The sequence below is a fragment of the Tabrizicola aquatica genome (genome assembly GCF_002900975.1).
GTDB lineage: Bacteria > Pseudomonadota > Alphaproteobacteria > Rhodobacterales > Rhodobacteraceae > Tabrizicola > Tabrizicola aquatica.
This window is the reverse complement of record NZ_PJON01000001.1, coordinates 115,079-140,862: the sequence shown is the minus strand read 5'-3', so window position 1 is coordinate 140,862 and position 25,784 is coordinate 115,079. Positions and strand designations below refer to the sequence as shown.

General features: G+C 64.4%; 24 protein-coding genes, 1 tRNA gene and 1 pseudogene. 2 read left to right on the top strand and 24 right to left on the bottom strand.

Features of this window, described 5'->3' with window-relative positions; translation table 11 throughout:
- Positions 1 to 27: 27 nt before the first annotated feature.
- Entirely contained in the window at positions 28 to 399 is a 372-nt protein-coding gene (locus tag CXR42_RS00690; protein WP_103255601.1) for a response regulator, read from the bottom strand.
- Positions 396 to 1,898 (bottom strand): sensor histidine kinase, encoded by a 1,503-nt coding sequence (locus CXR42_RS00685; protein ID WP_103255600.1) that lies wholly within the window; start codon positions 1,896 to 1,898, stop codon positions 396 to 398. The genes CXR42_RS00690 and CXR42_RS00685 overlap by 4 nt, the downstream gene beginning before the upstream one ends.
- 135 nt (positions 1,899 to 2,033) lie before the next feature.
- On the opposite strand from CXR42_RS00685, the pseudogene CXR42_RS19680 reads away from it, so the two are divergent.
- Positions 2,034 to 2,546: pseudogene (locus CXR42_RS19680) on the top strand (integrase core domain-containing protein); the annotation flags it as partial.
- Between the two features lie 503 nt (positions 2,547 to 3,049).
- Here CXR42_RS19680 and CXR42_RS00675 read toward each other — a convergent pair.
- From CXR42_RS00675 to CXR42_RS19675, 5 genes are all read right to left on the bottom strand, one after another.
- Complete coding sequence (locus tag CXR42_RS00675; protein ID WP_103255598.1) at positions 3,050 to 3,520, bottom strand: hypothetical protein; 471 nt, start codon at positions 3,518 to 3,520, stop codon at positions 3,050 to 3,052.
- Between the two features lie 321 nt (positions 3,521 to 3,841).
- Positions 3,842 to 6,526 carry a DEAD/DEAH box helicase gene (locus CXR42_RS00665; RefSeq protein ID WP_103255596.1) on the bottom strand — a complete coding sequence of 895 codons (2,685 nt, stop codon included), beginning with the start codon at positions 6,524 to 6,526 and terminating at the stop codon, positions 3,842 to 3,844.
- Positions 6,526 to 8,154 (bottom strand): site-specific DNA-methyltransferase, encoded by a 1,629-nt coding sequence (locus CXR42_RS00660; protein ID WP_103255595.1) that lies wholly within the window; start codon positions 8,152 to 8,154, stop codon positions 6,526 to 6,528. Before CXR42_RS00660 ends, CXR42_RS00665 begins: the two co-directional genes overlap by 1 nt.
- 75 nt (positions 8,155 to 8,229) lie before the next feature.
- Positions 8,230 to 8,886, bottom strand: a complete 657-nt coding sequence (locus CXR42_RS00655; protein WP_103255594.1) for a hypothetical protein — start codon at positions 8,884 to 8,886, stop codon at positions 8,230 to 8,232.
- Positions 8,887 to 8,895: 9 nt separating this feature from the next.
- Positions 8,896 to 9,471: a hypothetical protein gene (locus CXR42_RS19675; protein ID WP_245875310.1), complete on the bottom strand. Its 576-nt coding sequence runs from the start codon at positions 9,469 to 9,471 to the stop codon at positions 8,896 to 8,898.
- 236 nt (positions 9,472 to 9,707) lie between these two features.
- Here CXR42_RS19675 and CXR42_RS00645 point away from each other — a divergent pair, with 236 nt between their 5' ends.
- Positions 9,708 to 9,929, top strand: a complete 222-nt coding sequence (locus CXR42_RS00645; RefSeq protein ID WP_103255593.1) for a hypothetical protein — start codon at positions 9,708 to 9,710, stop codon at positions 9,927 to 9,929.
- A gap of 63 nt (positions 9,930 to 9,992) precedes the next feature.
- On the opposite strand, the gene CXR42_RS00640 is transcribed toward CXR42_RS00645, so the two are convergent.
- The 17 genes from CXR42_RS00640 to CXR42_RS00555 all read right to left on the bottom strand — a co-directional run bounded on the left by CXR42_RS00640 (position 9,993) and on the right by CXR42_RS00555 (position 25,783).
- On the bottom strand, positions 9,993 to 10,445 hold the full coding sequence (locus tag CXR42_RS00640) for a hypothetical protein (protein WP_103255592.1): 453 nt from the start codon (positions 10,443 to 10,445) through the stop codon (positions 9,993 to 9,995).
- On the bottom strand, positions 10,442 to 10,873 hold the full coding sequence (locus CXR42_RS00635) for a hypothetical protein (RefSeq protein WP_103255591.1): 432 nt from the start codon (positions 10,871 to 10,873) through the stop codon (positions 10,442 to 10,444). The genes CXR42_RS00640 and CXR42_RS00635 overlap by 4 nt, the downstream gene beginning before the upstream one ends.
- Positions 10,870 to 11,391 carry a hypothetical protein gene (locus CXR42_RS00630; RefSeq protein ID WP_103255590.1) on the bottom strand — a complete coding sequence of 174 codons (522 nt, stop codon included), beginning with the start codon at positions 11,389 to 11,391 and terminating at the stop codon, positions 10,870 to 10,872. Before CXR42_RS00630 ends, CXR42_RS00635 begins: the two co-directional genes overlap by 4 nt.
- A 308-nt stretch (positions 11,392 to 11,699) precedes the next feature.
- On the bottom strand, positions 11,700 to 12,287 hold the full coding sequence (locus tag CXR42_RS00625) for a hypothetical protein (RefSeq protein WP_103255589.1): 588 nt from the start codon (positions 12,285 to 12,287) through the stop codon (positions 11,700 to 11,702).
- Positions 12,284 to 12,718: a hypothetical protein gene (locus CXR42_RS00620; RefSeq protein ID WP_103255588.1), complete on the bottom strand. Its 435-nt coding sequence runs from the start codon at positions 12,716 to 12,718 to the stop codon at positions 12,284 to 12,286. Before CXR42_RS00620 ends, CXR42_RS00625 begins: the two co-directional genes overlap by 4 nt.
- Positions 12,719 to 12,786: 68 nt before the next feature.
- Entirely contained in the window at positions 12,787 to 13,404 is a 618-nt protein-coding gene (locus tag CXR42_RS00615) for a hypothetical protein (RefSeq protein WP_103255587.1), read from the bottom strand.
- Between the two features lie 210 nt (positions 13,405 to 13,614).
- Entirely contained in the window at positions 13,615 to 14,010 is a 396-nt protein-coding gene (locus CXR42_RS00605; protein ID WP_146037969.1) for a hypothetical protein, read from the bottom strand.
- Positions 14,003 to 15,283 carry a hypothetical protein gene (locus CXR42_RS00600; RefSeq protein WP_103255584.1) on the bottom strand — a complete coding sequence of 427 codons (1,281 nt, stop codon included), beginning with the start codon at positions 15,281 to 15,283 and terminating at the stop codon, positions 14,003 to 14,005. The genes CXR42_RS00605 and CXR42_RS00600 overlap by 8 nt, the downstream gene beginning before the upstream one ends.
- A 182-nt stretch (positions 15,284 to 15,465) precedes the next feature.
- A complete protein-coding gene (locus tag CXR42_RS00595; protein WP_103255583.1) occupies positions 15,466 to 15,660 on the bottom strand; it encodes a helix-turn-helix domain-containing protein in 195 nt (64 codons plus the stop codon).
- 237 nt (positions 15,661 to 15,897) lie between these two features.
- Positions 15,898 to 17,151, bottom strand: a complete 1,254-nt coding sequence (locus tag CXR42_RS00590) for a tyrosine-type recombinase/integrase (protein ID WP_103255582.1) — start codon at positions 17,149 to 17,151, stop codon at positions 15,898 to 15,900.
- 188 nt (positions 17,152 to 17,339) lie between these two features.
- Positions 17,340 to 17,429: transfer RNA gene (locus CXR42_RS00585), tRNA-Ser, on the bottom strand.
- Positions 17,430 to 17,476: 47 nt separating this feature from the next.
- Complete coding sequence (locus tag CXR42_RS00580; protein WP_103255581.1) at positions 17,477 to 18,196, bottom strand: alanyl-tRNA editing protein; 720 nt, start codon at positions 18,194 to 18,196, stop codon at positions 17,477 to 17,479.
- Complete coding sequence (locus CXR42_RS00575) at positions 18,193 to 20,613, bottom strand: DUF3772 domain-containing protein (RefSeq protein ID WP_103255580.1); 2,421 nt, start codon at positions 20,611 to 20,613, stop codon at positions 18,193 to 18,195. Before CXR42_RS00575 ends, CXR42_RS00580 begins: the two co-directional genes overlap by 4 nt.
- Entirely contained in the window at positions 20,610 to 21,644 is a 1,035-nt protein-coding gene (locus tag CXR42_RS00570) for a cysteine synthase A (protein ID WP_103255579.1), read from the bottom strand. The genes CXR42_RS00575 and CXR42_RS00570 overlap by 4 nt, the downstream gene beginning before the upstream one ends.
- Before the next feature lie 229 nt (positions 21,645 to 21,873).
- Positions 21,874 to 23,268, bottom strand: a complete 1,395-nt coding sequence (locus CXR42_RS00565) for an aspartate aminotransferase family protein (protein ID WP_103255578.1) — start codon at positions 23,266 to 23,268, stop codon at positions 21,874 to 21,876.
- 229 nt (positions 23,269 to 23,497) lie between these two features.
- Complete coding sequence (locus CXR42_RS00560; protein WP_103255577.1) at positions 23,498 to 24,154, bottom strand: GntR family transcriptional regulator; 657 nt, start codon at positions 24,152 to 24,154, stop codon at positions 23,498 to 23,500.
- Between the two features lie 57 nt (positions 24,155 to 24,211).
- A complete protein-coding gene (locus CXR42_RS00555) occupies positions 24,212 to 25,783 on the bottom strand; it encodes a glycoside hydrolase family 43 protein (RefSeq protein ID WP_103256953.1) in 1,572 nt (523 codons plus the stop codon).
- Between the last annotated feature and the right edge of the window lies 1 nt (position 25,784).

The following is a 25,784-nucleotide window of genomic DNA, read 5'->3' as shown; positions in this document are numbered from 1 at the left end:
AGGGCGCGGCACGACACGGGCCGTGGATCAGCTTTGACAACGATCCAGCAGCGCCAGTGCCAGCTGGTCGTCGATCTCCTCCCAAGTGTAGGGTTTGGCAACCACGCGCGCCTCGAACCGGGTGGTACGCTCGTCAGCGCCATAGCCCGTCGTGAAGATGAACGGAATCCGGCGCATCCGCAGTTCCTCTGCAATCGGGTCGCTCCAGGCGCCGTTCAGGTTGACGTCAAGGATTGCCGCGTCAACCTCCTGTTCCTGCAAAAGGATCATTGCATCCCTCACGTTCGTTGCTGGACCCACGACCGTGGCAGAGGCATCCTCCAGCATGTCGCAAAGGGCTGCAGCGATCAGGAATTCGTCCTCGACGACAAGAATTCGGCGGTTGGCGAGGCGGCTCATAGGCGTGTTCCTTCACATGCGGCTTCGATCCGGCACACCAGGCCACCGGGTTGGAAATCCAGCTTCGCCGCGCCGTTCAGTTCAGTGACCAGGCCCTGTTCCAGCATCAGCGTCCCAAAGCCGCGTCGTGCGGGTTGGGCGACGGGTGGCCCGCCGCGCTCTTGCCACAAGATTTCGAGACGACCTTCAGCATCCGGCTTCCAGGCAAGCGACACAGTGCCGCCCTCGACGGAAAGCGCACCATATTTCAATGCGTTGGTCTGCAGTTCATGCAGCGCAAGTGCCACGGCCAAGGCTTGCTTCGGCGGCAGAAGGAACGCTGGGCCGTCGATCATGATGGTTCCACGGCTGGAGGGAACGCCGGCCAGCACGTCGCGCACAAGGTCCTGCAGGGGCGTGCTTTCCCATCTCACGCCCGACAAGATGTCATGCGCCCTTGCCAACACCCTCAGCCGACCCAGAAATGTCGCCACGGTTGCAAGGTCACGATCGGCCTTGAAAGTCTGTTGGGCGATGGCCTGAACCACCGCGAGCGTGTTCTTCACACGGTGGTTCAACTCGGCCAGCATCAACTCGCGCTGGCGGGAAATGGTTTCCTGTTCGGTGATGTCGACATTCACCCCGATCATGCCGAGAAAACTGCCGTCGGCGCTGTAGCGGGGGCGCGCTTCGGTCTGCAACAGACGCCAGTCGCCTTCCCGGTTGCGGTAGCGACCGCGCACGTTGACCGGATGCGCTCCGGCGATCGCCTGTCCCATCTGCGCAAGGACAGAAGCGCTGTCCTCGGGGTGGATGGTGCCGGCCCAGTCGAACTGGTCAAGCCCGTCCTCGGCAACCCCCCAGAAGTCGCGGGCAAGCCGGTTCAGCTGCTCGCAATGCCCCTGCGGGTTGCTCATCCAGATCATGACCGGAGCCTCTTCCGTCATCTGGCGGAACCGGGCTTCCGACCGCTGGACCTCCAGCAGCGCGGCCTCGCGGGACGCTTCGGCCCGGGCGCGGCCAATGCTGAACCCAAGTTGCCGGGCGATGGTGACCGCAAGCGATATGGACCGCGACTCAAAGTCCTGCCGCTGCGCGTAGTACGTCATGAACTTGCCGATCACCCGACCTTCAAGCGTCAGGGGAACGAAACCCAAGCTTACAATGCCTTCGCTGCTGATCTCGTCCTTGATCCAGTCCGGCTCGTTGGTCTCGCGGATGTCCGGGACAAAGATGGGCGGAGGATCCTCGTCCGCCGGCGTCCAAGGCGTATGCCCGGCAAGCCGTTCGCGATAGCGATCCGAGAGCCCTCTCCATGCGACGAATTGCATGATACCGTCGCCATCAAACAACAGGATGGACGCTCGCTCGCAACGCAAGGTCAGCGTTATCGCATCCAGTGCCGAGGCATAGATCTCATCGGCCGTACGCGCGTGATAGACCGCGTCGGTGAACTCATAGAGTGCCTTGAGAGTATCGTCGGGAGATAAATCCTGACTCAGCCAGCCCGACTCTGACACGTTTGCCCCCCCAAGCGCCCCATATCATCAAAGGTGACAACGCTTTTGTGGCGGGCGGGTTCCCATGTGCCGGAAATGTTTTTCCCGTGCAGAATGGCGAGCTTTCTTGAAGAGTGATGTGTGACGATGGGCCGAGTGCATGACCCGTTCGCCAGCGGGCGGCCCTTCCGGGTGCTCCATGTGGTGCAGGATGTCACAAGGGAATGCCCTGCCGCGAGGTGACAGCGCGGATCGAACGGCGTGGCAATCCCGGCTTGATCGGTCGTGACAACGGAACAGAACTGACCTTGAACGCCATTCTGAACTGGCGCACCAAGGCCAAGGTAGAAGGGCCTACATCGCTTCGGGCAAACCTGTGCAGAACGGCTTCGTGGATAGTTCCCACGGCAGAATGCGGGACGAACTTCGGAGCGAGACCCTGTTTCGCAACCTGGCCCCTGCCCGTGATCTGATCCCAGCCTGGGTTACCGGCTCCAACACCGAACGCCCTCACTCGGCCCACGGATACCAAGCCCGGGCGGGTTTCGCCCACCTGACCACCGCCATCGCCCGCCCCGCCGCACGCGATGAGAGTTCCACGCGCCGGCGATCGCTCAACCCGCGCAAATCGACGTAAAGGACCATCGGTCTCCAGTCGTGGCTGGATGAAAGATCAGTGGCAGGTCAGTGCTGACGCCCAAGCGCCTGGAAACCTCCCGAACAGGATATCCACACACCGTGGTCTGATGCGCCGCGTCCCGATTGAACGCCTCGCAGGTATTGCTTGTTCCGATGCTGGCCTCTTCGCCTCAAATGGAGAAAAGCGTCTAGAAACCTGGGGCCACCTCAAGCAGAGGTCGAAACGCCGGGGCAGAGAGTATGACCGGAGAAAGACCACCTCAGGGTATCTTGGCGCAGGGATCAGTGCCTAGCCATTCCCGCACAACCCCATAAAACACCGGAAAATACGATCGCAGCCCGGCCGAGGCAATTATTTCACGAGAGAAGGTGGCGGACAGTGAGGAAGGCGGATTTAGCACGCAAACCTATGAAAAATATAATGTTTTTCAATGGCAAGACATGCGAACCCTAGCGTCCTCCCTAGCGGAATGGAGACGCTGCTTTCGCCTCCCCTTGAGGCCAGATCAAGCAATGGCCTCGCAAAATTCGGATCACGGAAGGTAGACGCCCGACTTGTGGGCTGCTGCCACCTTCTGCCGAAATGCTTCAACTTCACTGACCATCGAGTTGGCTTCGGACCGAAAGTTGATCAAGGCTGACAAGGCGGCCTCCGCCTGACGACGCGCCAAACGGCTGTCTAAACTGGGAACTGCCGCCAGACGGACCTGCAGACTGTCGAGGGACCGATATAGCAGGGAGAGTTCCGCCAGGGTTTGCTTCGGCTCATGTCGAGAAAGTGAGATGGACGGACGACCACCAAACCTGATGGCTTCGCCAAGATCTCCTAATGTATGGGACATTGACGCCATCATCGCATTCAACTCAGCGCGTTCTCTCGTGACGTCGAGCAAGTGGTCACGCCGACGATAGCTAGTCGACTGAACTAGGGCGAGAACGGCCACCGCCAGAGCGATGAGTGAAACCACATCGCTAAAGGACACCTGCAATAGATTGCTCGCCATCAAAAGCCCACCGCTCTAACGTATCGGGTTGACGATACGTGAACGCACCCATTCCGCAAGCAGCTCTTGCGCGCCACTGTCAGGCAGAGGCAAACCGCGTCCAACACCATACCAATAAATAGAACAACAGCTTTGGCAGCGACTGCGCCCGGACGGCGTCCAAGACCATTCCTTCATGATTGTAGTTGCCAAACCCCTGCGCCATCGCTGCGGCCTTCGCCCGCAACTGGTCGAGCGTCTTAGTCGGGGCAGCGACAATCGGCCCGGCCAAGCTGTGGACCTCTCACAAAGCGGCCTCAAAGTCGACGTGGTCGGCAAATTTTAAGTGCTGGGGTTGGTTGCAATCTCACGGTCAATTGCTGCGAAATCCCTAGCAACGGGCATCACGAACAGGCATGCCCCGCAGCTGGCTTCGGCCCACGTTTGCCCAACGATCCTTTTGTCTTTCTCACTGTCGAGTTGCGCGAAGGTCTTGCCCTTGTATTCGACCACCAAAGTCCGCCCGTCTTTCAGACGCACCACGAAATCGGGGTAAAATTTGTCCTGCGCAGTCTGAAGCCAGAAAGTGTTTGGCTTGCGGACAAGGTTCCGGACCCAAAATTCAGTCTTCGGGTGGCGGTCGATGTGGAGGGCGCAGTCGTATTCTTCACCCCGGTCTTTAAGGTCTCCGATCTGGGCGAAGTAGTGTCGCTTGAACGTCCCCCCGTGGTTGTTGAACACCGTCGTCGGTGCATATTTCGCTTCGTCGAACAACAGCGGCTCAATCTCAGCGCTCGTGACGAATTGGTCGGCCTTGGCCGGGAACAGCGCTGCGAACGCACCGATCTCGCGGGTCTCGCGGTGCTTCTGAATTTCCTCTGCCATCACCCGCCGAACCTCATACTTGTAGCGAGCAAGCTGATCCAGGTTATAGCCCTTGCGGCTCATCACTGCTTCCAGCGCGCGATGGATGAAGATGCGGGCGGCGGGCTTTGTCACGTCATCGTGCTTAATCCCTCGGTCAATCCAGTTCACGAGGCGTGGCAATGTCCATGCTGCTTCCTGGATTGCCATGGCCAATTGGTCGTGCAGCTGGCCGATGTAGTCGATCCGCAAGGCACCTGTGTCGGACACGTCGATCTGCCCCGTGATCGTGCTGGCATCAATGGCGAAGCGCTGGGCAAAGGGGGTCGGGTCGCAGGAGGACAGGTCCCAGGGCAGGTCAAGGAAATGGTCTTGGCTGAACAGCTCCAGAACACCCTGATGCCGAATGGCCAGACGCGGCACGATGAAAGGTGGCAGGTCGGTCGGCAACTCGCTGTCGATGATCCGATTCGACTTGCGGTAAAGCCGGTCAATCACACGGTCGGCCCCGCGCACGGGCGCGAAGACCAGCTGCATGACCGTGCGGTCCTGCGACGACAGAGCCCCGGCAACAGTAAACGTCCGGGAGTCAGCCGCGAAGGACACGCGGGCCTGCAACTTTGAGGGCAGCTTTGCTAGGACACGCTCCACCACTTCCGGGGCGGCAGTCGCGTCTTCCGGCAGGGCTTCCGACTTGTAGGTAAAGGTCGCCTGCGTGCTGGCGATGTCGGCCAATTCGAACTGCTTGACCAACTCCTTCACTTCCAGCCGGTTGAACCCCGCACCTTCCACGAGGCCATCCTTCAACTTCTCCGCCGTCTCTTGAAAGTTGTCGGAGGTCACGAAGGCATAGGCGCGGTTCAGCACGTCCTGGCCCTTGCGCCGCGCCTTTGGCATGCGCAGCACGCGGCCAAGGATTTGCTCGACCGCCGTGGCAGAGGTCAGCGCAGCGACCGAACACAGCACATAGGCAAACGGGCAGTCCCAGCCTTCCCGCAGTTTCTGGATGGTGATGACATAGCGCACCGGGCAATCCTCGGACGCAATGTCGGTGATCCCGTCCAACTCGTTGAAGCCGCCGCCGTGCCGGGCGATCTGATCTTCCGGCACGCCTGCCTCGCGCAGCGCTCCATAGACCTTTTCGATGGTCAGCCGATCCGGGTCTGCCGCCGATTTCGACTGCGCCTGAAACAGGATGATCGGGCGGATGTACTCGCCGGTTGCGGCGCGTTCAGCCTGGGCGGCTTCCTCCAGCATGGCGCGGCAGTCGCGGGCTTGCCCCATCACTTGCAGCCAGTCCCGGTCGGTGTTCAGCCGGATCGGCAGCTTGATCATGTCCTCGGCCTTCAACTCGGCGGCAGAGACATGGAACAACACGTTTGAAGGATACTCGCCCTTCGCCGGGTTCGATGCCAGTTGAGGGGTCGCGGTCAGTTCAAGGATCAGGGATGGGTCGAACCCCGCCAGCGTCTTGAACGACAAGTCGGTGCGGGCATTGTGCGCCTCGTCCACGATCACCATCGGGCGGTGCAGGCGCAGAAGGTTCGCCAAGGTGCAGGCAGGCGTCTCCGTCCCCTCTATTTTGTCCAGCCGCGCAACCTGTGACGGGTCCAGACCGCTGAAATGGTCCATCAGCCCGCCGTTGTGCTTGTAGACGTTCAGGCCGGATGTGTCGTCGCGGCGGAAGGCCTGGATCGTGCCCACGATGATGCATGCCCCGCCCGTGGCATCGGCGCGGCTCAGGGCAAGCGCCTCGGCCACGGTCAGGACGGAAAGGTTGCGGCCAAAGTTGGCGGCAAGCGCCGCGCGGTAGGGGTGATCCTCGTTGCGCAACGCGGCAAGCGTCTGGTCAAGGATTGCGGTTGACGGCACCAGCCACAGGACCATCGGATTGTCGGCTTGCAGGTATTCTCGGGCGGCCACACCAACGGAATAGGCCCCCAGGATGGTCTTTCCGCCGCCCGTGGGAATGCGGATGCAGACATAGGGCACCCCCGGCCCAACCTCGGGCGCGGGGACGTAGGGCGCGTTCGTTTGCACCTGAAACGCCGCCTGAGCCGGGTTCGCCTCGTCGCCATACCGGATCACGCGGCGCAGGTAGCTGCGCAGAGCATTCAGCGCGGCGGTCTGATAGCCGCGCAGTTCGAAATTGACCGCCGCCATCAGACGCCCTCCACCTGATAGGGTATCTGCTTGAAGATCGCGCCATGAGCTTTCAGCCGGTCGGGGCTGACGGTGCAGCCCTCGGCATAGATCACGCGCAGGCCTTCGAGGCCCTCGGGCGGATCGGGCAGGCGCGACAGGCGGTCGGGGGTCAGGACGTTCCCCGCCGCCTCACGCGGAGTTCCGGGGTGGGCGGCATCAAACAGGAGGTAGACCGCGCGGCCCTGATGCACGCCCAAGAGTTCCGATTGCGCCCGCGCCGGGATGGGAACGCCGGTTTCGGAAAAGAAGATATGGGCGGCAAGGTCGGGAAAGGTCACGTCCTGCGCCACGTCGCCGTATTCGTCGAACAGGGGGGTGCCAAGGCGGCAGAAGCGGAAGCCGCCGCCCAGGCCTTCCACCGCCTTTGCCTTGTCGCCGCCCTTGTCATAGCCTCCGATCACCCGGCGCAGGCGTTCGGCGGTCACGTCCTTGGCAATGCCGGGGTCCATTTCGCACAGGATGAAGCGGCGGTTGCCGCCGTCCTGCTTGTTCAGGTCCAGCACGGCATGGCCGGTGGTACCGGAACCGGCAAAGCTGTCAAGGATCAGATCGCTTGGACCAGTCGCAATCGAGAGTATGCGAGTAAGTAAGCGCACCGGCTTTGGCGTTGCGAAAATTGTGTCTCGTGTAGCATCCGAGAAAATAGCCCCCAATTCCTGCTTCGCTTCTTGATTGTGGCCTACCTCCGAGTGAAGCCAAAGCGAACTTGGGATCACACCTTGCGTCACCTCGCTAAGAAAACGTTTCAGTCGTGGAAAGTTTGAGCCGTCCGCACCCCACCAAATGCGGTTCTCTCGGTGAAGCCGTTCGAAGTTTTCTTTAGAGATCGTCCAATATCTGCCGGCGGGTGGGCCGTCGATCTTCCGGCCAGATGGTGTTTCAAGCGCATAGACCCCAAGACTATAAGGGTTTCTGGCCGAAAGGTCGCTTGCCGTCCAGGGGCCACGCGGATCGCTATCCGGGTTTCTATATCGACTATCTTCCGCATCAGTTCGACCTAAGAGATTGAGCACCAATCGTTGTGTGTTTCTGGCAAAAACAACCACATGCTCATGGGTATCCGAAACGAACTTAGCTGTATTGTTGCGCCCAAATATCTTCTGCCAAGCTATACAGGATATAAACTGGTTCTTCCCAAAAATGTCGTTCATCACACAAATTAGATGGTGAAGCTCATTGTCATCAATACTGACAAAGATCACACCATCTTCCCGCAGAAACTCCCTCAACAGCCGCAGCCGGGGATACATCATGCACAGCCATTTGTCGTGGCGCGACAGGTCCTCAGCCTCTTTCCCCACGACCTTGCCCAGCCAATCCCGCATTTCCGGGGAATTGACGTTGTCGTTGTAGACCCAGCCTTCGTTTCCAGTGTTGTAAGGCGGGTCGATGTAGATGCACTTCACCTTGCCCGCGTAATAGGGCAGCAGCGCCCGCAACGCCTCAAGGTTATCCCCCTGCACCAGCAGGTTCCCGGCCTCGGCGTCGCCCGCCGACAGGGCGCTGTCGCAATGGATCAGGCGGTAAGGCACTTCGCGGTGATGGTTCACAACCGCCTTCTTCCCGATCCAGTCCAGCGTCGGCATGCGTTCTTCCTCCGTCTCCCGCCAGGGCAGCGGTTCCCGACTTACCTACCGAACGCACGCCTCCGGCTCAATCGTTCAATCGCTGGGTCCGGGATAGCCAGGCGAACCTGCCTGTCTCTGCTCTCGCCAACGCGCGACAAAAGCCCGATGAAGCTCCTCGCACCCCCAGAAAATGCTCAGACGGAAAACGTCGTCGTTGAGGCCGAAGATCATAGCCTTGTCCCGGCTGTATAGGCCCGGCACCAGGTAGCGAAACATGCTGCCCCCTTGGCTATGCCGGTCGCTTGCCCAGTAGACCTGCCGACGCAGATCAAGCTCGTCCAGCGCCGAACCGATCTCGGCATTGCTCAAGACACCAAAGTCCTTTGCTGCCTCAATCGGAAGGCCCAAGCCCGATTGCAGATCATCGCGCGCGCCCCGAAGGCGATCTCGCCATCTATTCCGGACCGCCTTCTCCGACGCGCGGATCAGCGGTCCACCACGCTTACTTCTTCGAACGCTGGCGTAAAGTCGCGCCAGGTTGTGCCCAAAGTCCTCTACCGAACGACCAGGATCATCGTCGAGGATGCACCCCTTTAGCATCAACTCAAGGGCATGGGCGAACAACAAGTCCACCGGATGTTCGAAGCGAAGCCGAAGGGATGCTTGGTCGAGATCGGCCTGCAACGCGCGACTGGCATCGAGATAGCTCTTGCCCAGCTCAACAAATCCGAGAGCTTTGTCGTGTTGCATGGCGCTCCTTTAGCTCGAAGTCCGAACACCGTCCCTGTGGAGACCCTGGGCGATCAGGGACAGCCCTCGGTCGCGCATCCGATAGGCCAAGGACCGGCCCACGCCGCGCGCCTGTAGCGCCTGATCAAAGGACAGCCTGTAGGCCCGGCTGGCTGCCCACAACCCCAGCATCCTCGCGCTGCCGGTGTGCCCCATAGGGACGAGGTAGGTCGCGGGCCACGCTAGGACCGCCTCGTAACGCGAAACCTGAGCGGCTGAAGGCGTGATCCGAATGGGCGGAACGTCTTCGGGATCGGCCACCTCAGGCAGCCCCCACAAATCCATCCGGTCTTCCAGTGAAAGCTTCGCCTCCGGCCAGCGAATCCCGACAGCCCCGGAAGGGCCGGTCCGCCCTGCGGAATACCGCGCCCATCGCAGAGCTTCGATCAGCCGCTCACCTACCGCCTTCGGCGTCCAAGTGTCTAGATCCTCTGGCCTGGCATCATTGGCCTGGATCGCCGCAAAGGCATCGGAGACCCACCGGTCCAGATCGGAAGGGTGCTGCTTGTGCTTCGTGCGGCGCGGTTGGGTGACAGCGTCGAACATCAAGGTGGTCCTCACGTTGTCGGGATTCCTTGAACCTACCCCGTTCAGCTCGTTGCGCATAGCCCCGACCCGAAATGCGGAAGATGCGGCCCAAGTCGCTTTGGAGCCCGCTTATTGCCGTATCGGCGCGCCGCGACAGTGCACTCCCGCGATTTTATCTCTTAAAGTCAGATGTTTGGACTTGCTCTTTAGGTGATGTCGGCGGTGTCTGCGACACCTTGAAACGGAGCTTTCCGATGCCCGCCACGAGCTACGCCCTTACCGGCCACGAGGCAAATTGCCTCGCTGACGCCGATCACTTCATCGCCTGTCGAGGGTCCAAACCGGCGAACCGCATCCGCGCCCGTTTTGACCGGATAGATCTGGCCGAAGCTTTCGCCGAGACGTTCTGCGACAGCCGGACGATGATCTACGCGGTCACCGCCGAAGGCCGCTCAGCCCACATCAAGAACGCCTGACCCCCAGGCGAGGCGGTGAAGTTCCACATTATCAGAACGCTCGCCTCACAACGGGACTTTCAGTCAGAGGACTTGCAGGTCGCGCGCTAGCGCAGCCTGCGCTTGATGCAACGCCGCCTCGACCCGGCGGCGGAGGGGCACATCGCGCGTGATCCGCGCGGGCATGGCAGACAAGCTAGTCAGGATCGCGCCGACAACGTGATCCAGGGCGGCCTCCCCATCTTCAACAGGGATCAGCTCACGCCTTGCTTCGGCAAGGCGGAGTTCCTGGGCGTCGGCCCGCGCCGCCCGCGCCGCTTCGGCGGCGGCGGTCGCGGTGCCAGCCGCGGCTTCCTGGCGAAGCGCTTCGAAGAACATCGGGACCGCGACCGTGATCGCCACCCGACCCTGCTTGTCCGGCTTGAGCGTTCCGGCGGCCACGGCACGGGCCAGGTGGCCGGTCTTCGGACCGTCCCCGAGGATCTGGCAAAGCTCCGCCAGGCGCACAGTCGCGCCGGTAGGCGAGGTGGAGGTCATCGCTTTCCCCTCCCTGCCCGAAGGACAGCCCCCGCGTCCTCCGCCACCGCCCGCCGGATGCCCGGCAGGCGGTCGGCAAGGCGGGCGTCAAGGCCTGCAAGGGTCAGTGCCAGCGCGTCAAGGATGAGGACAACAGCCGCAGCCAAGGCGGCCACGGCGGCACGGGCGCGGGCCACGGGGACGACCGACCGGGCGGCCTTCTGGACCGCGCGGCGGGCGGCCATGTAGGCCGACCGCCGCTCCGCCCGTGCTTTATTGAGCTGGGCTTCCAGATGCCGTCGCATCGCCCGCCAGGCATCGAAAAGCGTGACAACGCCGCCCGACGCCACACCGGCCACCGCTTCCTCCGGCACGATCAGCAGCGCAGCCGCCGTCGCAAGGTCAAGATGGCGGGCCAGGAACGCCCGCGCCTGATCTTCGCTGATCATCGCTGGCCCCCGAGCCCGAGACGGTCAAGGTCGCCGGTCAGAAGCGCCTGGCGCGCCTCCCGCTCGGCTTCCTCGACCTGTTCAATCCCTTTCGCCACCTCACGCTTGACAGCCTCCTGGATCGCGGTCGGAAGTCCTTTGAGCGCCCGCCCGGTCGTGAAGCCGCGAAGGTGGCGGGCCGCGATTTCGCGCAAGGTGCAAAGGGCTACTTCTGCATCGACGCGGGGCATAAGCTCCGCCCGGCGACGTTCGGTTGCGGACGAAACCAGCGCCGCTTTGGCTTGGTGCGTCCGGCCCATCGCCGCGCTTTCCGGCTTCGTGATCTCGGCCCGGAGGAACGCGCTGTATCCCCGCAACAAACTGACGAGCCGGACCCGACCCCGTCCTGCCCCGACCGCATGGCCGCCCCGGATCAGCTGGCGGATGCGCTCAGCCGATAGGCCGAGAAGGCGACCGGCCACTTCGATTGTCACCGCATCGGGCGGTGCGTATGGGCGGGCGTCAGCGTTGGCGGGCATCGGAACTTTCCTTGGGATTGCTGGGATTTCAGGATCGGCAAGGCAGGCATTCTCAGCTTGAGCGAGAGGTCGAAACACAAACCAAGTGCAAAAACTCGAACCTGCAAAACGAACGCACACCGGGCCGTCCTTGCGCCGCGCTAGAGGGGGCTATGGAACGGTCCCTAAGGGGGGAGGGGGGGTCCTCCCCTCCCTCGGTGGATGTGATGCCCCGCCGTCGTAACGACGACGACGGGGCTTGCCCGAGGTGGAGCGATTACCCCGGGCGCGGAGGGCGGCAACAGCAACGAAAACGCCCCCCAACTCTTTCACCCTGCCAGCCGGGCCAAGGCGCTGTTGGTTGCCAGGACGATGCTCGGGTCCGCATCGGCCCGACGGCTGACGGCGACGCCAGATTCTTCCAGGGACCGGACAGCCGTTTCCTCCATCGCCTCGGCCTGCCGCAGCTGGGCTTCGACCTCGCCGATCAGGCGGGCCCGCTCGGCATCGGTCAATGTCTCCTTTCCAGCGGTCAGGTCGGAGAGCTGACCGGCCAAGGTTTTGCGGACCTGATCGCGGGCCACGAGGAGGACAAGGCCGAGGAGGGCATCCACGGCAGGGCGGGTATCCGGCCCTGCGTTTGCGCTGATCGGCCCTATCGGCAACTCGATCCCGCGCATTGCGGAAGGGTCGAGCAGGCGGTCGATGCCAAGGCTGTCGATGGCGACTGTCGCATGCTGGTCAGCCCATGCATCGAAACGGGCCAGCGCCGCAGCAATAGGCAGGGGGGCGCGGTGCAGGGCCGTGATCTCCATCCGCTTCTGCGCGATGGCTTCGCGGAGCCCATCCAGGGCGTCGAGGCCTTCGGCGGTCGCAGTGCGGGCTTTGCCCAAGGATTTGAGAATGCCGCCGATCACGCTGCACCCCCAACCGCACCGAGGGGCGCGAAATTGCGCGGCTTGGCCTGCTCCACGAGCTGAGCGGGGATCGGGAGGCCGCGCCCGTGGGCGAAGTCGAGGCAAGACTTGAACAGAGACGCAGCCTCGCTTGCTTCGCCGACGATGCAGTCTTGTTCCGCCTGGATTTCATACAGGCGGGAGGTCAGCTCCCGCTCCTGCGCCTCAAGCAACGCGATCTGCGCATCGCTTTCGGCGCGGAAGCCGTGGCGGTGCAGGTCAGCGTTTTGACGGGCGAGGGCGAGGCGGCGGGTCACGTCTTGCCGCTCCTCGCGGGCGGTCTGATACTTTTCGGCCAGGGACCGCGCATATGCGCGGCGCGTGTCGCGGGCCTTCGCGAGGGAGAGAAGGCGGGTCGCGTCGAATTCGGGTTCGGGTTCGGGTTTGGGCATCGGTGCACCTCCTGCCCTGACCATCCCCCGACCTCTACTTCCAGCGCCACCCCTAGGGCGCGGGAAGTTCAGCGGCCTTCCCGATCCTCGCGGATCATCCGCGCAAGGTCGTCTTGTCGCGGGACCGCCCCCTGGGGCAGTTTCAGGCGCAGGACGCGCCAAGCGGTAGCCGCGATCTGATCCGCCGGGGCAGCGGGCCGGTGGCGCTCGCGGCCCCATCTGCGCACCTCATAGTCCGTGATGGCCTTTCGGATCGCGGCGGCGGCAGCCCAAGGGCCAAGGTCGGCAAAGGCTGTGCGGGCAAGTTTGAGCAAGAGCTGATCCCTCTCCGCCCGCCGGGCCTGTAGGGCCAAGTCCGGCCCACCATCGCGCCTCCGCAGGCCGAGCGCGGCGTCCAGGTCCTCACCCCGTAGATCACCAGTCAGGTATCGCTCAAGCAGGGCGGCGGCCTCGCGCACCGACTGCCACGGGGCATGACGTCCCCACTTGGCAAGCAGCAACAGCGCCGACGCGACTGCGACCGGTCCGCGCGACCTGAGGGCCTCCGGATCGTCCTGGGCGAACGTCCGGCTGCATACGACGGTCTCGACAGGCTCCACCCGGTGCCAGGTCGGGGCGGTTGTATCGTCCAGCAGATCGTCAGACCGGATCGTGGTCAAAAGCGGCAATTCATCGTGGTCGCGCATCGCGGCTCGCCCGTTCCCAGGTCACGCTTTCCGAACGGAGGCCCGAGGTCGCCCGGCGACCGTCGATCATCCAAGTGAGCAGCCATCCAGGCTCGCCGTCGCTGCGGCGGTGGATGGGCGGGACCTCCACGAGGACCGCCCGTTGCCCTCGGTATGCGATCACCGTCCCGACCGGCGGCGGCTCGGTGAAGTCGATCTGATACCGACCCATTAAGACACCCCTTTCCAGAATGCATCGGTCTGCGTGAATGCATACCAGTCGGCCTCGCGCTGCTCCGCGCGAGCCAGCTCAAGCGCGCAGGCCGCGCGCACCCGGCGGTGCCATTCAGCGTGGAGATCGAAGGCCGCGCGGCCACGGATGCCACGCTCGCGGAAGACGACTTCCAAGCCCGCCTTCCGCGCCGCCCAGGTCGGACGGGCTGCATCCTTGGACTTGCGCTGTGCAATCTTCACGAGGTCGCGGGCGATCTGGTCGGGCCGAAGCTCGGGGGGAAGCCAGCGAAAAAAGGCTTCCCTGCTCACTGCGGGCGAAGCGGCCTTTGCGCCCTCTGCGACCGGGGTCGATGCCGAAACGCGGGAGCTGGGGAACGGGATTGGCTCAGACATTCACAGCCTCCTCGGCTTTGGGATCAGACTTGCTTTCTTCGGTGTGCGAAGCCTTGCGCCGCGCGGAAGCGGCGGCGGCCTCGCGGTTCAGGTCGATCACGGCCAGCTCGCCGCGCTCCGGCGAGACCGCCAGCCGGGCTACGGCGCGGGAAAGGGCGGATTTGACCGCTTCCCAGACCGGGAGCGCCCGCCACCGGTCAAAACCAGCGAAGGCCGCCGCGAGTGCATCCGCAGCCCGGCGCGCAGCGTCGTCATCGCCGACGTCAGCCGGGAAGCCACTCAACAGATCGGCGGCTAGCTGATCGGGATCGTCCAGGTCGAAGCCGAAGGCCGTGGCCAGGGCGTCGGCCAGCTCGACCTGCTCAATTGGAGCGTCCTCGACTTCGGCGGCCACCAAGGCCGCACGTTCCTCGGCCTCGCGCGCGTCAAGGTCAGCTTCCGTGACAGCGGAAGCCCGACCTTCGCCACCCTTACCTTTGGGAGCAGCCGCAGGATCAGGATCAGCCGCAGGACCGGGAGCAACGTCGGGGTCTTCGGGATGATCAGCCTCGGTGAAGGTGATAGCCGCGCAGAGCGCGCGGCTGTCACCGTCATCTTCCAAGAGCTGAAAATCATCTTCTTCTTTATCTACAGAACCGCCTTTGATTGGTTCAGCGGGCGCGCGCGAAAGCGCGCCCGCAACAAAGGTCAATCTCTTCATCGTGCCCCCCGGGGGGCATTCACCGGGTGCCCCCCGGGGGCCATCAACGCGTTCGCGCCCCACGGGGGGCATGAACGGCGTTTTTTTCTGTTCGTGCCCCTCGGGGGGCATGGACGGAGAGAAATCCTCGCCCCGATCGCTTGCCGCTTTATCGACTGGAAGGGCGAGGAAGATGCGCCGCTTCGGGACAGGGTAGCCGCCGGTCGCCTGCGGAAACTCCTTCGCAATGAACACCGTCCCGTCTTCGACAAGCTCTGCCAATGCGGCAGCCGCCTTGCGCAGGTTGATGCCACCCATCATCCGCGCGGCCTCGTCGTTGGTGAAGACGGCATAGCCGTTCACCCAATTGAAGCTCCGACCGATCACCGCGACCAGCGAGGCGGAGTTCCTGCCGCGCCGCTTTTCGACCTGTATGGCTAGGGTGCGGAGCTGCCAGTCGTTGAAGGCGCGATTGCGGGCGGCAACGTCATCGGGCATCTCCACCAGGGCGATACCCGTCGGAACGATCAGCCCCTCCGGCTTCGGTTGAACGGGCTTGCGGGGACGGCCAGGGCCGCGCTTCTCGCCGCTCATGCCTCACCTGTCCTTGGCTCTATCGTGGTCTTCATGCTGTGTGCCCTCCTGGCGCGCGCCTCGCGGCGCAAAGGTTCACCTTCGCCACCCGGCAGGAAGGCGCGTTGTTCCGGTCCAACAATCAAACAGAAGGCCGCTACGCGGGCCGGGCGGAGGCGGCGGAAGCGCCGCCCGATGGCCAATCAGGCCGCGACGTCGGTTGGGATCAAAGTCGCGATGAACCTGTCAAGCTCCGCCCGCGCAATCAGGGTCTTGCCGTGGAGCTTTGAGGCCCGAAGCTCCCCGCTGGCGAGCAGCTCGTAAATCTTGCTGCGGCCACACCGCAGAATGCCGCGCGCCTCTTGCAGCGTCAGGAAAATCGGCTGTTCGGTATTCATCTTTGCCTCCAAGTTTATCCGCGCCAGTCCGCCTGGCGTCCTTATGTATTGGGAAGGCTTTTCTCGTAAGTCTATTGGAATATTTCCTATTATTTATTCAAGAGGACCCCAATTACCGCAAGAATTAATTGGAAAAAATCCAACCGTTTGAATTGCAAATCCTTTCGTCGATCTGGCAAAGGGAAGGCGCGCCGAAATTTTTTTGGCGCGCCCTTGTTGAGACCACCTTCGAAGCCGTCAGGCCGTCGCGGATCGGATCGGGACGACAACCTCGGCGGCATCTTCGGGCGGCGTCATCACGTAGCTTGCCCAGTGTCGCATAAGCTCGATCCGGCGCTCGAACAGGTCGCTGCGTTGGTATGCCGTCACCGTCTGGTCGCCGACCGCGTGGGCAAGCGCCAACTCGCAAACCTCGTGCGAAAAGGAGGTCGCCTCGCTGCACCAAACCCTGAATGACGACCGGAAACCGTGGATCGTGACCCCAGACGCACCCATCCGCTTCAAGACAGCCGAAAGGGTCATGTCGCTCAACGGTGCGCGTCGCAGTCCGGGAAAGACGTAGGCGTCCTGGAAGTCCCGGCGGGGCCGCAAAGGCAGCATGGTCTGGACGACCGCCACGGCGGCCTCCGCCAATGGCACGCGGTGGGGCCGTCCGGCCTTCATTTTCTCCGCGGGTATCTCCCACACCCCTCGGTCGAGGTCAAATTCCGACCAGACCGCATTGCGGACCTCTCCGCTGCGCGCCGCCGTCAAGATCGCGAACTGCACCGCGCGCGCTGCGACGCCCTCCCGTTCTTCGAGCTTGGCCATGAACGCAGGCAGGTCCTGCCAAGCCATGGACGCGTGGTGGCTCCGGCCTCGGGGGCCGCGCTTGGGCAGTAGCAGCGCAAGATGCCCGCGCCAGCGCGCCGGGTTCTCTCCAACCCTCTTGGCCTCGACCCTCGCCGCGTCGAGGACCTTCTCGATCCGCAGTCGAAGGCGGTTCGCCGTCTCCGGCGTCGTCGTCCAAATGGGCTTGAGGACCTTCACCACGTCCTCGGTTGTGACCGCGCTGATCGGTCGCTTCCGCAGATCTGGGATATAGGTATCGGACAGGGTGTTTTCCCACTGCTGTCGATGCTTCGGGTTCTTCCAGCCGTCGCGGTGCAGCCTCACGAAGTCGTCGGCAAACTGTCCGAAGGTGATCTGCCGCTCCTCCTCCGCCTTCGCCTCGGCCTCAGCCTTGCGGCGGGCATCGAGGGGGTCGATCCCAAGCGCGAGAAGCTTCCTTGCCTCCGCCGCAAGCTCGCGGACTTTGGCGAGCGTTACCCCGTCCTCGCCTGCCGGGCCAAGGCCCATCTCCCGCTGCTTTCCGTTCAGCCGGTAGAAGAAAATCCAGCTTTTCGACCCACCTTTGGCGACGTTCAGATACAGATTTCCACCATCAGAGAAGCGCCCAGGCTCCTTGAGCGCCGCAACGGACTTCGCCGTGAGCTTGTTGATTGCCGCCATCCATGCTCCCTTTCCCTAGCGGGCCGACTGGGGTCGGCCTGGTTTCCCTAGCCCTGACCCTAGCGCAAGCGGTGGATTCTGGCAAACCAGCGCGGACAATCTCGGGCCACATTAGGCGAGAGCTGCGGGAATTTCCGCGCATTTTCCGGACGTTAGCGGCAAAAATAAAACGAGCGTGGAAAGAGAATTGGCGGACAGTGAGGGATTCGAACCCTCGAGACGGTTCCCCGCCTACACACTTTCCAGGCGTGCGCCTTCGACCACTCGGCCAACTGTCCGTGGCGGGGTGCTTAGCCTGCCGGGGGCACGGGTTCAAGCCCTTCCGTCACTCGGCCAGCAGGATCGAGACGCGGCGGTTCTGGCGGCCCTTGTTCTCGATCTTGCCCAGGGTGACGCGGCCGATTTCGCCGGTGCGGGCGACGTGGGTGCCGCCGCAGGGTTGCAGATCGACCTGATCCGCGCCCTGGCCGATGCGGACCAGGCGCACGCGGCCTTGGCCGGTGGGCGGACGGACCGACATGGTTTTCACAAGGCCGGGGTTCGCCGCCAGGTCCTCGTCGGTGATCCAGTCCTCGGTCACGGCAAGGTCACGGGAAATCAGCGCGTTCAGGATGCCGGCGATCACGGCAGGGTCGCCTGGCGGCTCGGGCATGTCAAAGTCCAGCCGGCCACGGTCCTGGGCGATGGCGCCGCCGGTCACCGGCAGCGGGATCACCACCGACAGAAGGTGCAGCGCGGTGTGGATGCGCATGTGGCGGTGGCGACGGGTCCAGTCGAGCATCTGCCGGGCCGCGGCGCCGACGGGGGGCATCGGCAGCGGCTCGGCCGGGACCAGGGCGACCTGCCCTCCCTCCAGCTTCAGCGTGGTGGCGATGGGCAGCAGGCCGCCGGACCATTCCAGCACGCCGCTGTCGCCCGGCTGACCGCCGCCTGTGGGGTAAAAGACCGTCCGGTCGACCACCAGCCCGCCTTCGGGCGTATGCGCCAGGATCCGGCACTCCGCCGCCGTCTGATAGGCATCCGCCCTGAACAGAAGTTCCGTCACCGTTCCGCCCCCTTGACATCCCCCGACTGCACCTTGCGCCCTGCCCGCTTTGCCAGCGGCGGCCGTTCGGTCTGCACCAGATCGGCCAGCGCCAGCACCGTCTGCGCGGTCTTGACCGGGTCAGGCTCGGCCGGAGGTGCCGGGGGCGGCAGGATGTTGATCCCCTCTTCGGCAAAGCGCGCCATGATCTGGTGGTAAAGCTCGCTGCGGACCTGCACGCTGAAGTTCACGTCGCGCAGGATGATGCGCAGCTCGAAGTTCAGCTGGTTTGTGGTGTAGCCCATGAACACGATCAGCGGCGGCGGCTTCAGGATCGCCAGCGGCTGGGCCTCGGCCAACTCGCGCAGGATCCGCTCCACCTTCCGGGTGTCCGACCCCATCGCCACGGCCACCGGCACGATGATCCGGCCCGACAGGTTGAACCGCGTCCAGTTCGTCACGCGCCCGGTGATCAGGTCGGCGTTCGGCACGATCACATCATTGCGGTCGAAGGTCTCGATCCGGGTGGACCGCACGCTGATCGCCCGCACCCTGCCCTGCACGCCGCCGACTTCGATCCAGTCGCCCTCGCTGACCGGGCGCTCGACCAGAAGGATGATGCCCGAGATGAAGTTCGACACGATCTGCTGCAAGCCGAAACCGATACCGACCGACAAGGCACCGGCGACGATGGCCAGGCCGGACAGGTCGATCCCCGCCGCGTTGATCGCCACCAGCGCGGCCAGGAAGATCCCGACATAACCCACCCCCGCCACCAACGCGGTCTGCCCGCCCTGGTCCATCCGCGTCTTCGGCAGGATCGTTGCCCGCAGCGCCCCCTGGAACAGCCGCGTCACCATGTAGCCGACGATGAACACCGCCGCGAAGATCATGAAGTCGGTGGGCGAGATGCGCGTCTCGCCCATCTGGAAGCCCTCGGTGAAGCGGGTCCAAAGTTCCGTCAGATCGGAAAACCGCGCGCCCCAGATCAGCGCAAAGACCGGCAGCGCCGCCAGCACCATGGCAAAGCCCACCAGCACCGGAACCAAGGTGTCGGCGGCCTGCTCGTCGGCCTTGACGATCAGCGCCCAAATGTCGCTGAACAGCCGCTGCAGGATGAACAAGAGCGTGATCAGCCCCAGCGTCAGGATCGCCGGATAGATCAGCGCCGTCGCGGCCTGCACATAGCCAAGGCCCGCCAGCACCGGCCCGGCCACCCCCACCACCGTCAGCGCACGCGCGAACAGCAGGAGCAACCGCAGCACATAGCTTTTTTCCTCGGCATCCCGCGCCTTGCGCAACAGCCGCCCCGTCCACAGCAGCACCAGCCCGCCCGCCAACAGGATCGGGAAGGACATCACCCCGGTCGTCACGTCGGAATAGGCCTGCGCATCCATCGCGGCCGAGCGCAGCATCTCGACCGCCACCACCAGACCCATCAGCAGCGCCAGGAACCGTCCCTCGGCCCGGTGTTCCGGCGGCATAGGCAGCACCGCATTGTCCAGTTGCACGCGCGGAAAGGCCCGCGCCCCCAGCCAGGCGGCCGAGAAGATGACCAAGCCCATCGCGGGCAGCGCCGCCACCACCTGCCGCCCGATCTCGCCCGGCATGCCGCTGGCGACCAGCGCCGTGGCCAAGGCCACCACGCCCAGCGTCGGCAGGATGATCTCGCCCAGCGAGGCCAGCAGCGACCAGACCTTGCGCCCCCGCGCCGTAGCACCCTGTTGCAGCCGTTCGGCAAATCGTTCGACCCAGCCCCGGACATAGACCACCAGCGCCACCGCGACGCCCAACAGGACCAGGATCAAGGGCAGGTTGTCGAAAAGTTCCGCCCGCGCCTCGGGGTCGGTCCAGGCGGTCGCAGCCTCTTCCCACAGCCGCTGCACCGTGTCCGACAGGCCGATCGCCGCCTCGGGCCAGTTGCCGGGGTTCAGGGGCGAGGGCCAAAGCTGCAACAATTCATCCGCCTGACGCTCGCGCAGGGTGCGGTCGATCTCGCGGATCAGGCCGTCCGCACGGCGATAGCCCTCTTCGGCGGCGATGCCGGGGGCCTGCAACTTGACCAGTTGCTGCGCCAATTCCTGCCGGCGGCGCGAGATTTCCTCGGCCTCTGTCTCGCCCTCGGCCGGGGCGGGGCCAAGGGCCGCAATCTGTTCGCGCACCGTGGCGATCCGGGCCGAGTTCGCATTTTGCGCCGTCAAGAGCGCCGCGCGCCATTGCGCCAGTTGCGCCCGGATTTCCTCCAGCCGGTCAGACGAGGTGCGGCGCTCCGCAATCTCAGCCTCGGCGCGCTGTGCGCGGCGGTCCCAGTCGCTATAGTCCAGCACCGACCCGTCGCCGACGATGTCCTGCAACGGGGGCGGGGTCAGATCCTGCGCCGCCAGCGGTCCGGCCACCAGGACCAGGACCAGCGCCAGCCATCGCAAGAGCAGCGTCATGCGTCTTCGTAGACGGTGGGAATCGCCCGGGCCGGGTGGTCCAGCCAGTCGGGCACCGGCAGGCCCTTTTCACGCAGGAAGGTCGGGTTATACACCTTGGACTGATAGCGGCTGCCATAGTCGCACAGGATCGTGACGATGATCTTGCCCGGCCCCATCTCCTTGGCCATCCGCATCGCGCCCGCGATGTTGATGCCGGTCGATCCCCCCATGCACAGCCCCTCGTCCGTCAGCAGGTCGAAGATGATCGGCAGCGCCTCGGAATCCGGGATGCGATAGCTGAAATCGGGGGTGAACCCTTCCAGGTTCGCGGTGATGCGCCCCTGACCGATGCCCTCGGTGATGGAACTGCCCGGGGCCTCCAGCTTGCCCGTGGTGTAGAAACTGTGCAGCGCCGCGCCCTCGGGGTCGGCCAGGCCGATCTTCACGCCCTTCGGCTGCAAGGCCGCCGCCACGCCCGCCAGCGTGCCGCCGCTGCCCACGGCGCAGATGAATCCGTCTACCTTGCCCCCGGTCTGCTCCCAGATTTCCGGGCCCGTGGTCTCGATATGGGCCTGACGGTTGGCCACGTTGTCGAACTGGTTGGCCCAGATCGCGCCGTTCGGTTCGGTCTTGGCCAGGGCCTCGGCCAGGCGGCCCGAGTAGCGGACATAGTTGTTCGGGTTGCGATAGGGGGCCGCCGGAACCTGGACCAGCTCGGCCCCCGCAAGGCGCAGCATGTCCTTCTTTTCCTGGCTTTGCGTCTCGGGGATCACGATGACGGTGCGGAACCCCATCGAGGCGCCGACCAGCGCCAGCCCGATCCCGGTGTTGCCGGCCGTGCCCTCGACAATCGTGCCGCCGGGCTTCAGCAGACCCTTCGCCACTGCATCCTTGATGATGTACAGCGCCGCCCGATCCTTGACCGACTGGCCGGGGTTCATGAACTCGGCCTTGCCCAGGATGGTGCAGCCGGTGATCTCGCTGGCCTTCTTCAGCTTCAGAAGCGGCGTGTTTCCGATCGTGTCGGCCAGATCACTGTGAATGCGCATGCGGGCGGTCCTTCCTTGATCCCAGAAGGTGTATTGGGGTCGCGCGCCAAACTCAAGCCGCGCCGCGCGGAACGGCCTTCGCGGGCAAGAGGCCGCCCGTCCGGGACAGGCGTAAGGTGGGCTATACCGCCCACCCTACCCCCGCGCAACATGGTTGACGGATCCTAAACGTCCACGGACAAACCTTTGATCCTGAACGGATAGTCCGGTTTGTCCACCGTGGACAGGATCACGCCTCGACCCACAGCCCCTCGTCCTTGACGATCTTGTAGGCCTCGTCCAGCGACGTCTTCGCCCGCTCGATCAGGATGTCGATCTCGGCCGTCGTGATCACCAGGGGCGGCGAGATGATCATCCGGTCGCCGACATGCCGCATGATCAGGTTGTTGGCAAAGCACCGCTCGCGGGTCTTGAAGCCGACCGTCCCCGCCTCGCTGGCAAACTTGGCCCGCTTGGCCTTGTTCGGGGTCAGCGCGATGGACCCCATGAGACCCACCAGCTTCGCCTCGCCGACCATCGGATGATCCGCCAGCGCGTCCCACCGCTCCTTCAGATAGGGGTGGGCCACGTCCCGCACATGCTCGACGATCTTTTCGTCCTGCATGATCCGCAGGTTCTCCAGCGCCACCGCCGCCGCGACCGGATGGCCCGAGTAGGTGTAGCCGTGGAAGAACTCCCCCGCCCCGCCGACAACCTCGGCCACCTCGTCACAGACGATGCTGCCGCCGATCGGCTGATAGCCCGAGGACAACCCCTTCGCGATGGTCATGATATGCGGCTTGATCCCGAAGGTCTGCGACCCGAACCAGTTCCCCGTCCGCCCGAAGCCGGTGATCACCTCGTCGGCGATCAGAAGGATCCCGTACTTGTCGCAGATCCGCTGGATTTCCGGCCAGTAGGTCCGCGGCGGAATGATCACCCCGCCCGCGCCCTGAACCGGCTCTCCAATGAAGGCCGCCACATTGTCAGGCCCCAGCTGCAGGATCTTCTCTTCCAGCTGCCGCGCGCGGGCAAGGCCGAAGTCGTCCTCCGACATGTCCCCGCCCTCGCCCCACCAGTAGGGCTGGTCGATATGCTCGATCCCATCGATCTTGCCGCCATGCGCGTGGATCGGCTTCATGCCGCCCAGGGAGCCGCCACCCATCGTGGACCCGTGATACCCGTTCCAGCGCGAGATGATGGTCTTGCGCCAGGGCATCCCCTTCACATCCCAGTACCGCCGCACCAGCCGGATGTTGGTATCGTTCGCCTCGGACCCCGAGCCGGCAAAGAAGACGTGGTTCAGATCACCCGGCGCCAGCTTCGCAATCTCTGCCGCCAGGGCAATCGCGGGGACATGGGTCGTCTGGAAGAAGGTGTTGTAATAGGCCAGCTCCTCCATCTGCCGCGCCGCGACCTGGGCCAGTTCCTTGCGGCCGTACCCGATGTTCACGCACCACAGACCCGCCATCCCGTCGATGATCTTGTTGCCCTCGCTGTCGGTGAGCCAGACCCCCTTGCCCCGCGTGATGACCCGCGCCCCCTTGGCCGCCAACCCCGCCTTGTCGGTGAAGGGATGGAAGTGGTGCGCCGCATCAAGGCGCTGCAACTCTGCCGTGGGCAGGTGGTTGGTGATCATGTTCATGGGGTGACCTCGCGGAATCAGCAGGGCCGAATGCCCCGTCTTGCCCGCAGGATATGATCAAACGGGCGACCGTTCAAGAAATTTGATCAAATTATCCAGCACAGCTTTCCCTTCGCCAAATATCCTGGGGGTTTGGGGGTAAAACCCCCATCAGCGAGGAGGAGGGCGCAAGCCCCGACGACGAGACAAGAGCCTCGCGCCGCCAGGCGCTCAATTTGACACGTGCGGTTCAGGACGACTCGGCCAGGGACTGACGAACATGGTCCACGCCCTGCTGGATGTCGCGCTCGATGGCCCCGGCCAGCGCCTTCGCGTCTCCAGAGCGCATCGCGGCCAGGGCCTCGCGGTGCAGGTCGGGCGCAGTCTCACGGCCATAGCGGGCAATCACCGCCCGCAGGCTTGGCCCGGCCCGCAGCCACAGCGAGCGGGCGAGGTCCAGCAGCACCGGGGCCTCGGCCGCCTTATAAAGCGCGAAGTGAAAGGCATGGTTGGCCGCCAGATAGTCGGACAGGCATCCTGCCTCGATCGCGCGGTTCACCTTGCCGTCGATCGCCTCCAGCCGGTCGATCTGGGCGGGCGTCAGCCGGCCGCCGGCCAGTTCGGCCAGCTTCGGCTCGATCGCCAGGCGGGCGAAGGCGACCTGGTCCAGCATCTCGGACGACAGTTGCGGCACGGCCACCCGCCGGTTGCCCTGCGGCAGCAGCGCGCCTTCCGCCGTCAGCCGCCGGATCGCCTCGCGCACCGGGGTCATTCCGGCGCCAAGGTCGGCGATCAATCCCTGGATGGTGACCGGAGCGCCGGGTGCCAGATGGCCATACAGGATCATGTCGCGCAGGCGCGCGTAAGTGACCTCGTGGCTGGGTATCTTCCGCTCTTCCGCGTCCATTGGGGGCACCTCTCTTGCCCCCTTTATGACGCGCTGTGCCCGGCAATCAAGAGTTGATCAAATTCCGTCGTCATAGCGGAACCTGGTCACATCCGCCGTCCAGCCCTGCCCGGTCAGATCATGCGCCACGACACCGACGAAGGCGCCGGTAAAGCTGGCATGTTCCCCCCTGCCCCCCTCGTCCGAAACGATGGAGGCGTCCAGCGCAGGCCCGACCGCCGCGCCGTTCACGCTGAACTGCTGCACCGCCCGGTCCACCGTCACGCCCAGCGTCACCTTGCCCTCGGCCACCGAGAAGCGCCCGTGGAAGGTCAGCCCCTCGCCCGGCCAGTCGCCCAGACATGAGACCAGCGTGACCACCCGCTCGCCACCCTCGCGCGTGATCAGCGCGGCGTGGAACTTGTGGCGGTTGTAATAGGTGATCAGACCCGCCGCCCGCTGCCAGTTCGGCGGATCGCACAGGAAGTCGGCCTCGGCCCGATAGGCCGCTTCCTCTTGCCGCCGGGCGACCAGCGACTGCTCGAACCACGACCCCAGGCTTTCCCGCCCGGTCAGGCGCAGACAGGTGCCTGTCATCTGGAACAGCCGCTCCGGGTGCGGATGGCGCAGCCACTGGAATTCGGGCGGCAGATCGGGACCGGAGAAGTCCCGCTCTACCGGGCCGCGCGGGATGCGGGCGGCCGGCAGGTCGATGGTGGTGGGCGGCAGTTGCCCGCCGTCCTTCAGCCACAGCCAACCGTCGCGCCAGACGACCTCGGCCAGCCCGGTCTCGCGTCCCGTCGCGCAGAACGGGCCATGCGGCCCCTGCTGCGGACGACCGCAGAGGAAGCTGTGCCAGTGCCGTCCATCCGCCCCCTCGACATATTGCCCGTGGCCCATGCGCTGGATCGGGTTTTCCGGGTTGAAGCGGGCGGTGATCAGATGCTTGGCCGGATGCGTCTCATAGGGCCCGCCGATATCCCGCGACCGGGCCATCGTGACCGCGTGGTCATAGCCCGTGCCGCCCTCGGCCGTGGTCAGGTAGTACCAGCCGTCGCGCTTGAACAGGTGCGGCGCCTCGGTCAGGCCAAGGTCGGTGCCGGTGTAGATCGTGGCGACCTCGCCCAGAAGGCCGCGCTCGGGATGCCATTCCTGCAACTCGATCCCGTCGAACGCGTCATGCGCGGGGTTCAGGCCGGTGCCCTTCCCCCGATGGTTCCAGCGCATGTTCACGAACCATTTGCGCCCGTCATCGTCGTGGAAGAGCGAGGGGTCAAAGCCCGAGGAATTCACATAGGTCGGATCGGACCAATCGCCGTCCACCGTCTCGCAGGTGACGATATAATTGTGCGCGTCCTTGAACGCGCCATCCAGCCGCTTCACGTCCGTATAGACCAGCCAGAACCGCCCGTCCGCATGGGACAGGCAGGGTGCCCAGATGCCGCAACTGTCGGGGTTGCCGCGCATGTCCAACTGCGCCGCCCGCCGCAGGGGGCGCGCAACCAGCGTCCAGTTCACCAGGTCGCGGCTGTGGTGGATCTGCACCCCCGGATACCATTCGAAGGTCGAGGTGGCGATGTAGTAATCCTCGCCCACCCGGCAAAAGGACGGATCGGCATTGAAGCCGCGCAGCACGGGATTTTCCAGCATC

Excerpts from the sequence above, each read along its gene's own strand:
- CXR42_RS00575 (WP_103255580.1), bottom strand. The coding sequence starts at position 20,613 with ATGACGCTGCTCTTGCGATGGCTGGCGCTGGTCCTGGTCCTGGTGGCC.
- CXR42_RS00665 (WP_103255596.1), bottom strand. The coding sequence starts at position 6,526 with ATGGCGGCGGTCAATTTCGAACTGCGCGGCTATCAGACCGCCGCGCTG.
- CXR42_RS00560 (WP_103255577.1), bottom strand. The coding sequence starts at position 24,154 with ATGGACGCGGAAGAGCGGAAGATACCCAGCCACGAGGTCACTTACGCG.
- CXR42_RS00595 (WP_103255583.1), bottom strand. The coding sequence starts at position 15,660 with ATGAATACCGAACAGCCGATTTTCCTGACGCTGCAAGAGGCGCGCGGC.
- CXR42_RS00555 (WP_103256953.1), bottom strand. The coding sequence starts at position 25,783 with ATGCTGGAAAATCCCGTGCTGCGCGGCTTCAATGCCGATCCGTCCTTT.
- CXR42_RS00615 (WP_103255587.1), bottom strand. The coding sequence starts at position 13,404 with ATGCGCGACCACGATGAATTGCCGCTTTTGACCACGATCCGGTCTGAC.
- CXR42_RS00620 (WP_103255588.1), bottom strand. The coding sequence starts at position 12,718 with ATGCCCAAACCCGAACCCGAACCCGAATTCGACGCGACCCGCCTTCTC.
- CXR42_RS00675 (WP_103255598.1), bottom strand. The coding sequence starts at position 3,520 with ATGGCGAGCAATCTATTGCAGGTGTCCTTTAGCGATGTGGTTTCACTC.
- CXR42_RS00690 (WP_103255601.1), bottom strand. The coding sequence starts at position 399 with ATGAGCCGCCTCGCCAACCGCCGAATTCTTGTCGTCGAGGACGAATTC.
- CXR42_RS00655 (WP_103255594.1), bottom strand. The coding sequence starts at position 8,886 with ATGCAACACGACAAAGCTCTCGGATTTGTTGAGCTGGGCAAGAGCTAT.
- CXR42_RS00635 (WP_103255591.1), bottom strand. The coding sequence starts at position 10,873 with ATGATCAGCGAAGATCAGGCGCGGGCGTTCCTGGCCCGCCATCTTGAC.
- CXR42_RS00570 (WP_103255579.1), bottom strand. The coding sequence starts at position 21,644 with ATGCGCATTCACAGTGATCTGGCCGACACGATCGGAAACACGCCGCTT.
- CXR42_RS19675 (WP_245875310.1), bottom strand. The coding sequence starts at position 9,471 with ATGTTCGACGCTGTCACCCAACCGCGCCGCACGAAGCACAAGCAGCAC.
- CXR42_RS00565 (WP_103255578.1), bottom strand. The coding sequence starts at position 23,268 with ATGAACATGATCACCAACCACCTGCCCACGGCAGAGTTGCAGCGCCTT.
- CXR42_RS00640 (WP_103255592.1), bottom strand. The coding sequence starts at position 10,445 with ATGACCTCCACCTCGCCTACCGGCGCGACTGTGCGCCTGGCGGAGCTT.
- CXR42_RS00630 (WP_103255590.1), bottom strand. The coding sequence starts at position 11,391 with ATGCCCGCCAACGCTGACGCCCGCCCATACGCACCGCCCGATGCGGTG.
- CXR42_RS00605 (WP_146037969.1), bottom strand. The coding sequence starts at position 14,010 with ATGTCTGAGCCAATCCCGTTCCCCAGCTCCCGCGTTTCGGCATCGACC.
- CXR42_RS00645 (WP_103255593.1), top strand. The coding sequence starts at position 9,708 with ATGCCCGCCACGAGCTACGCCCTTACCGGCCACGAGGCAAATTGCCTC.
- CXR42_RS00660 (WP_103255595.1), bottom strand. The coding sequence starts at position 8,154 with ATGCCGACGCTGGACTGGATCGGGAAGAAGGCGGTTGTGAACCATCAC.
- CXR42_RS00590 (WP_103255582.1), bottom strand. The coding sequence starts at position 17,151 with ATGGCGGCAATCAACAAGCTCACGGCGAAGTCCGTTGCGGCGCTCAAG.
- CXR42_RS00600 (WP_103255584.1), bottom strand. The coding sequence starts at position 15,283 with ATGAGCGGCGAGAAGCGCGGCCCTGGCCGTCCCCGCAAGCCCGTTCAA.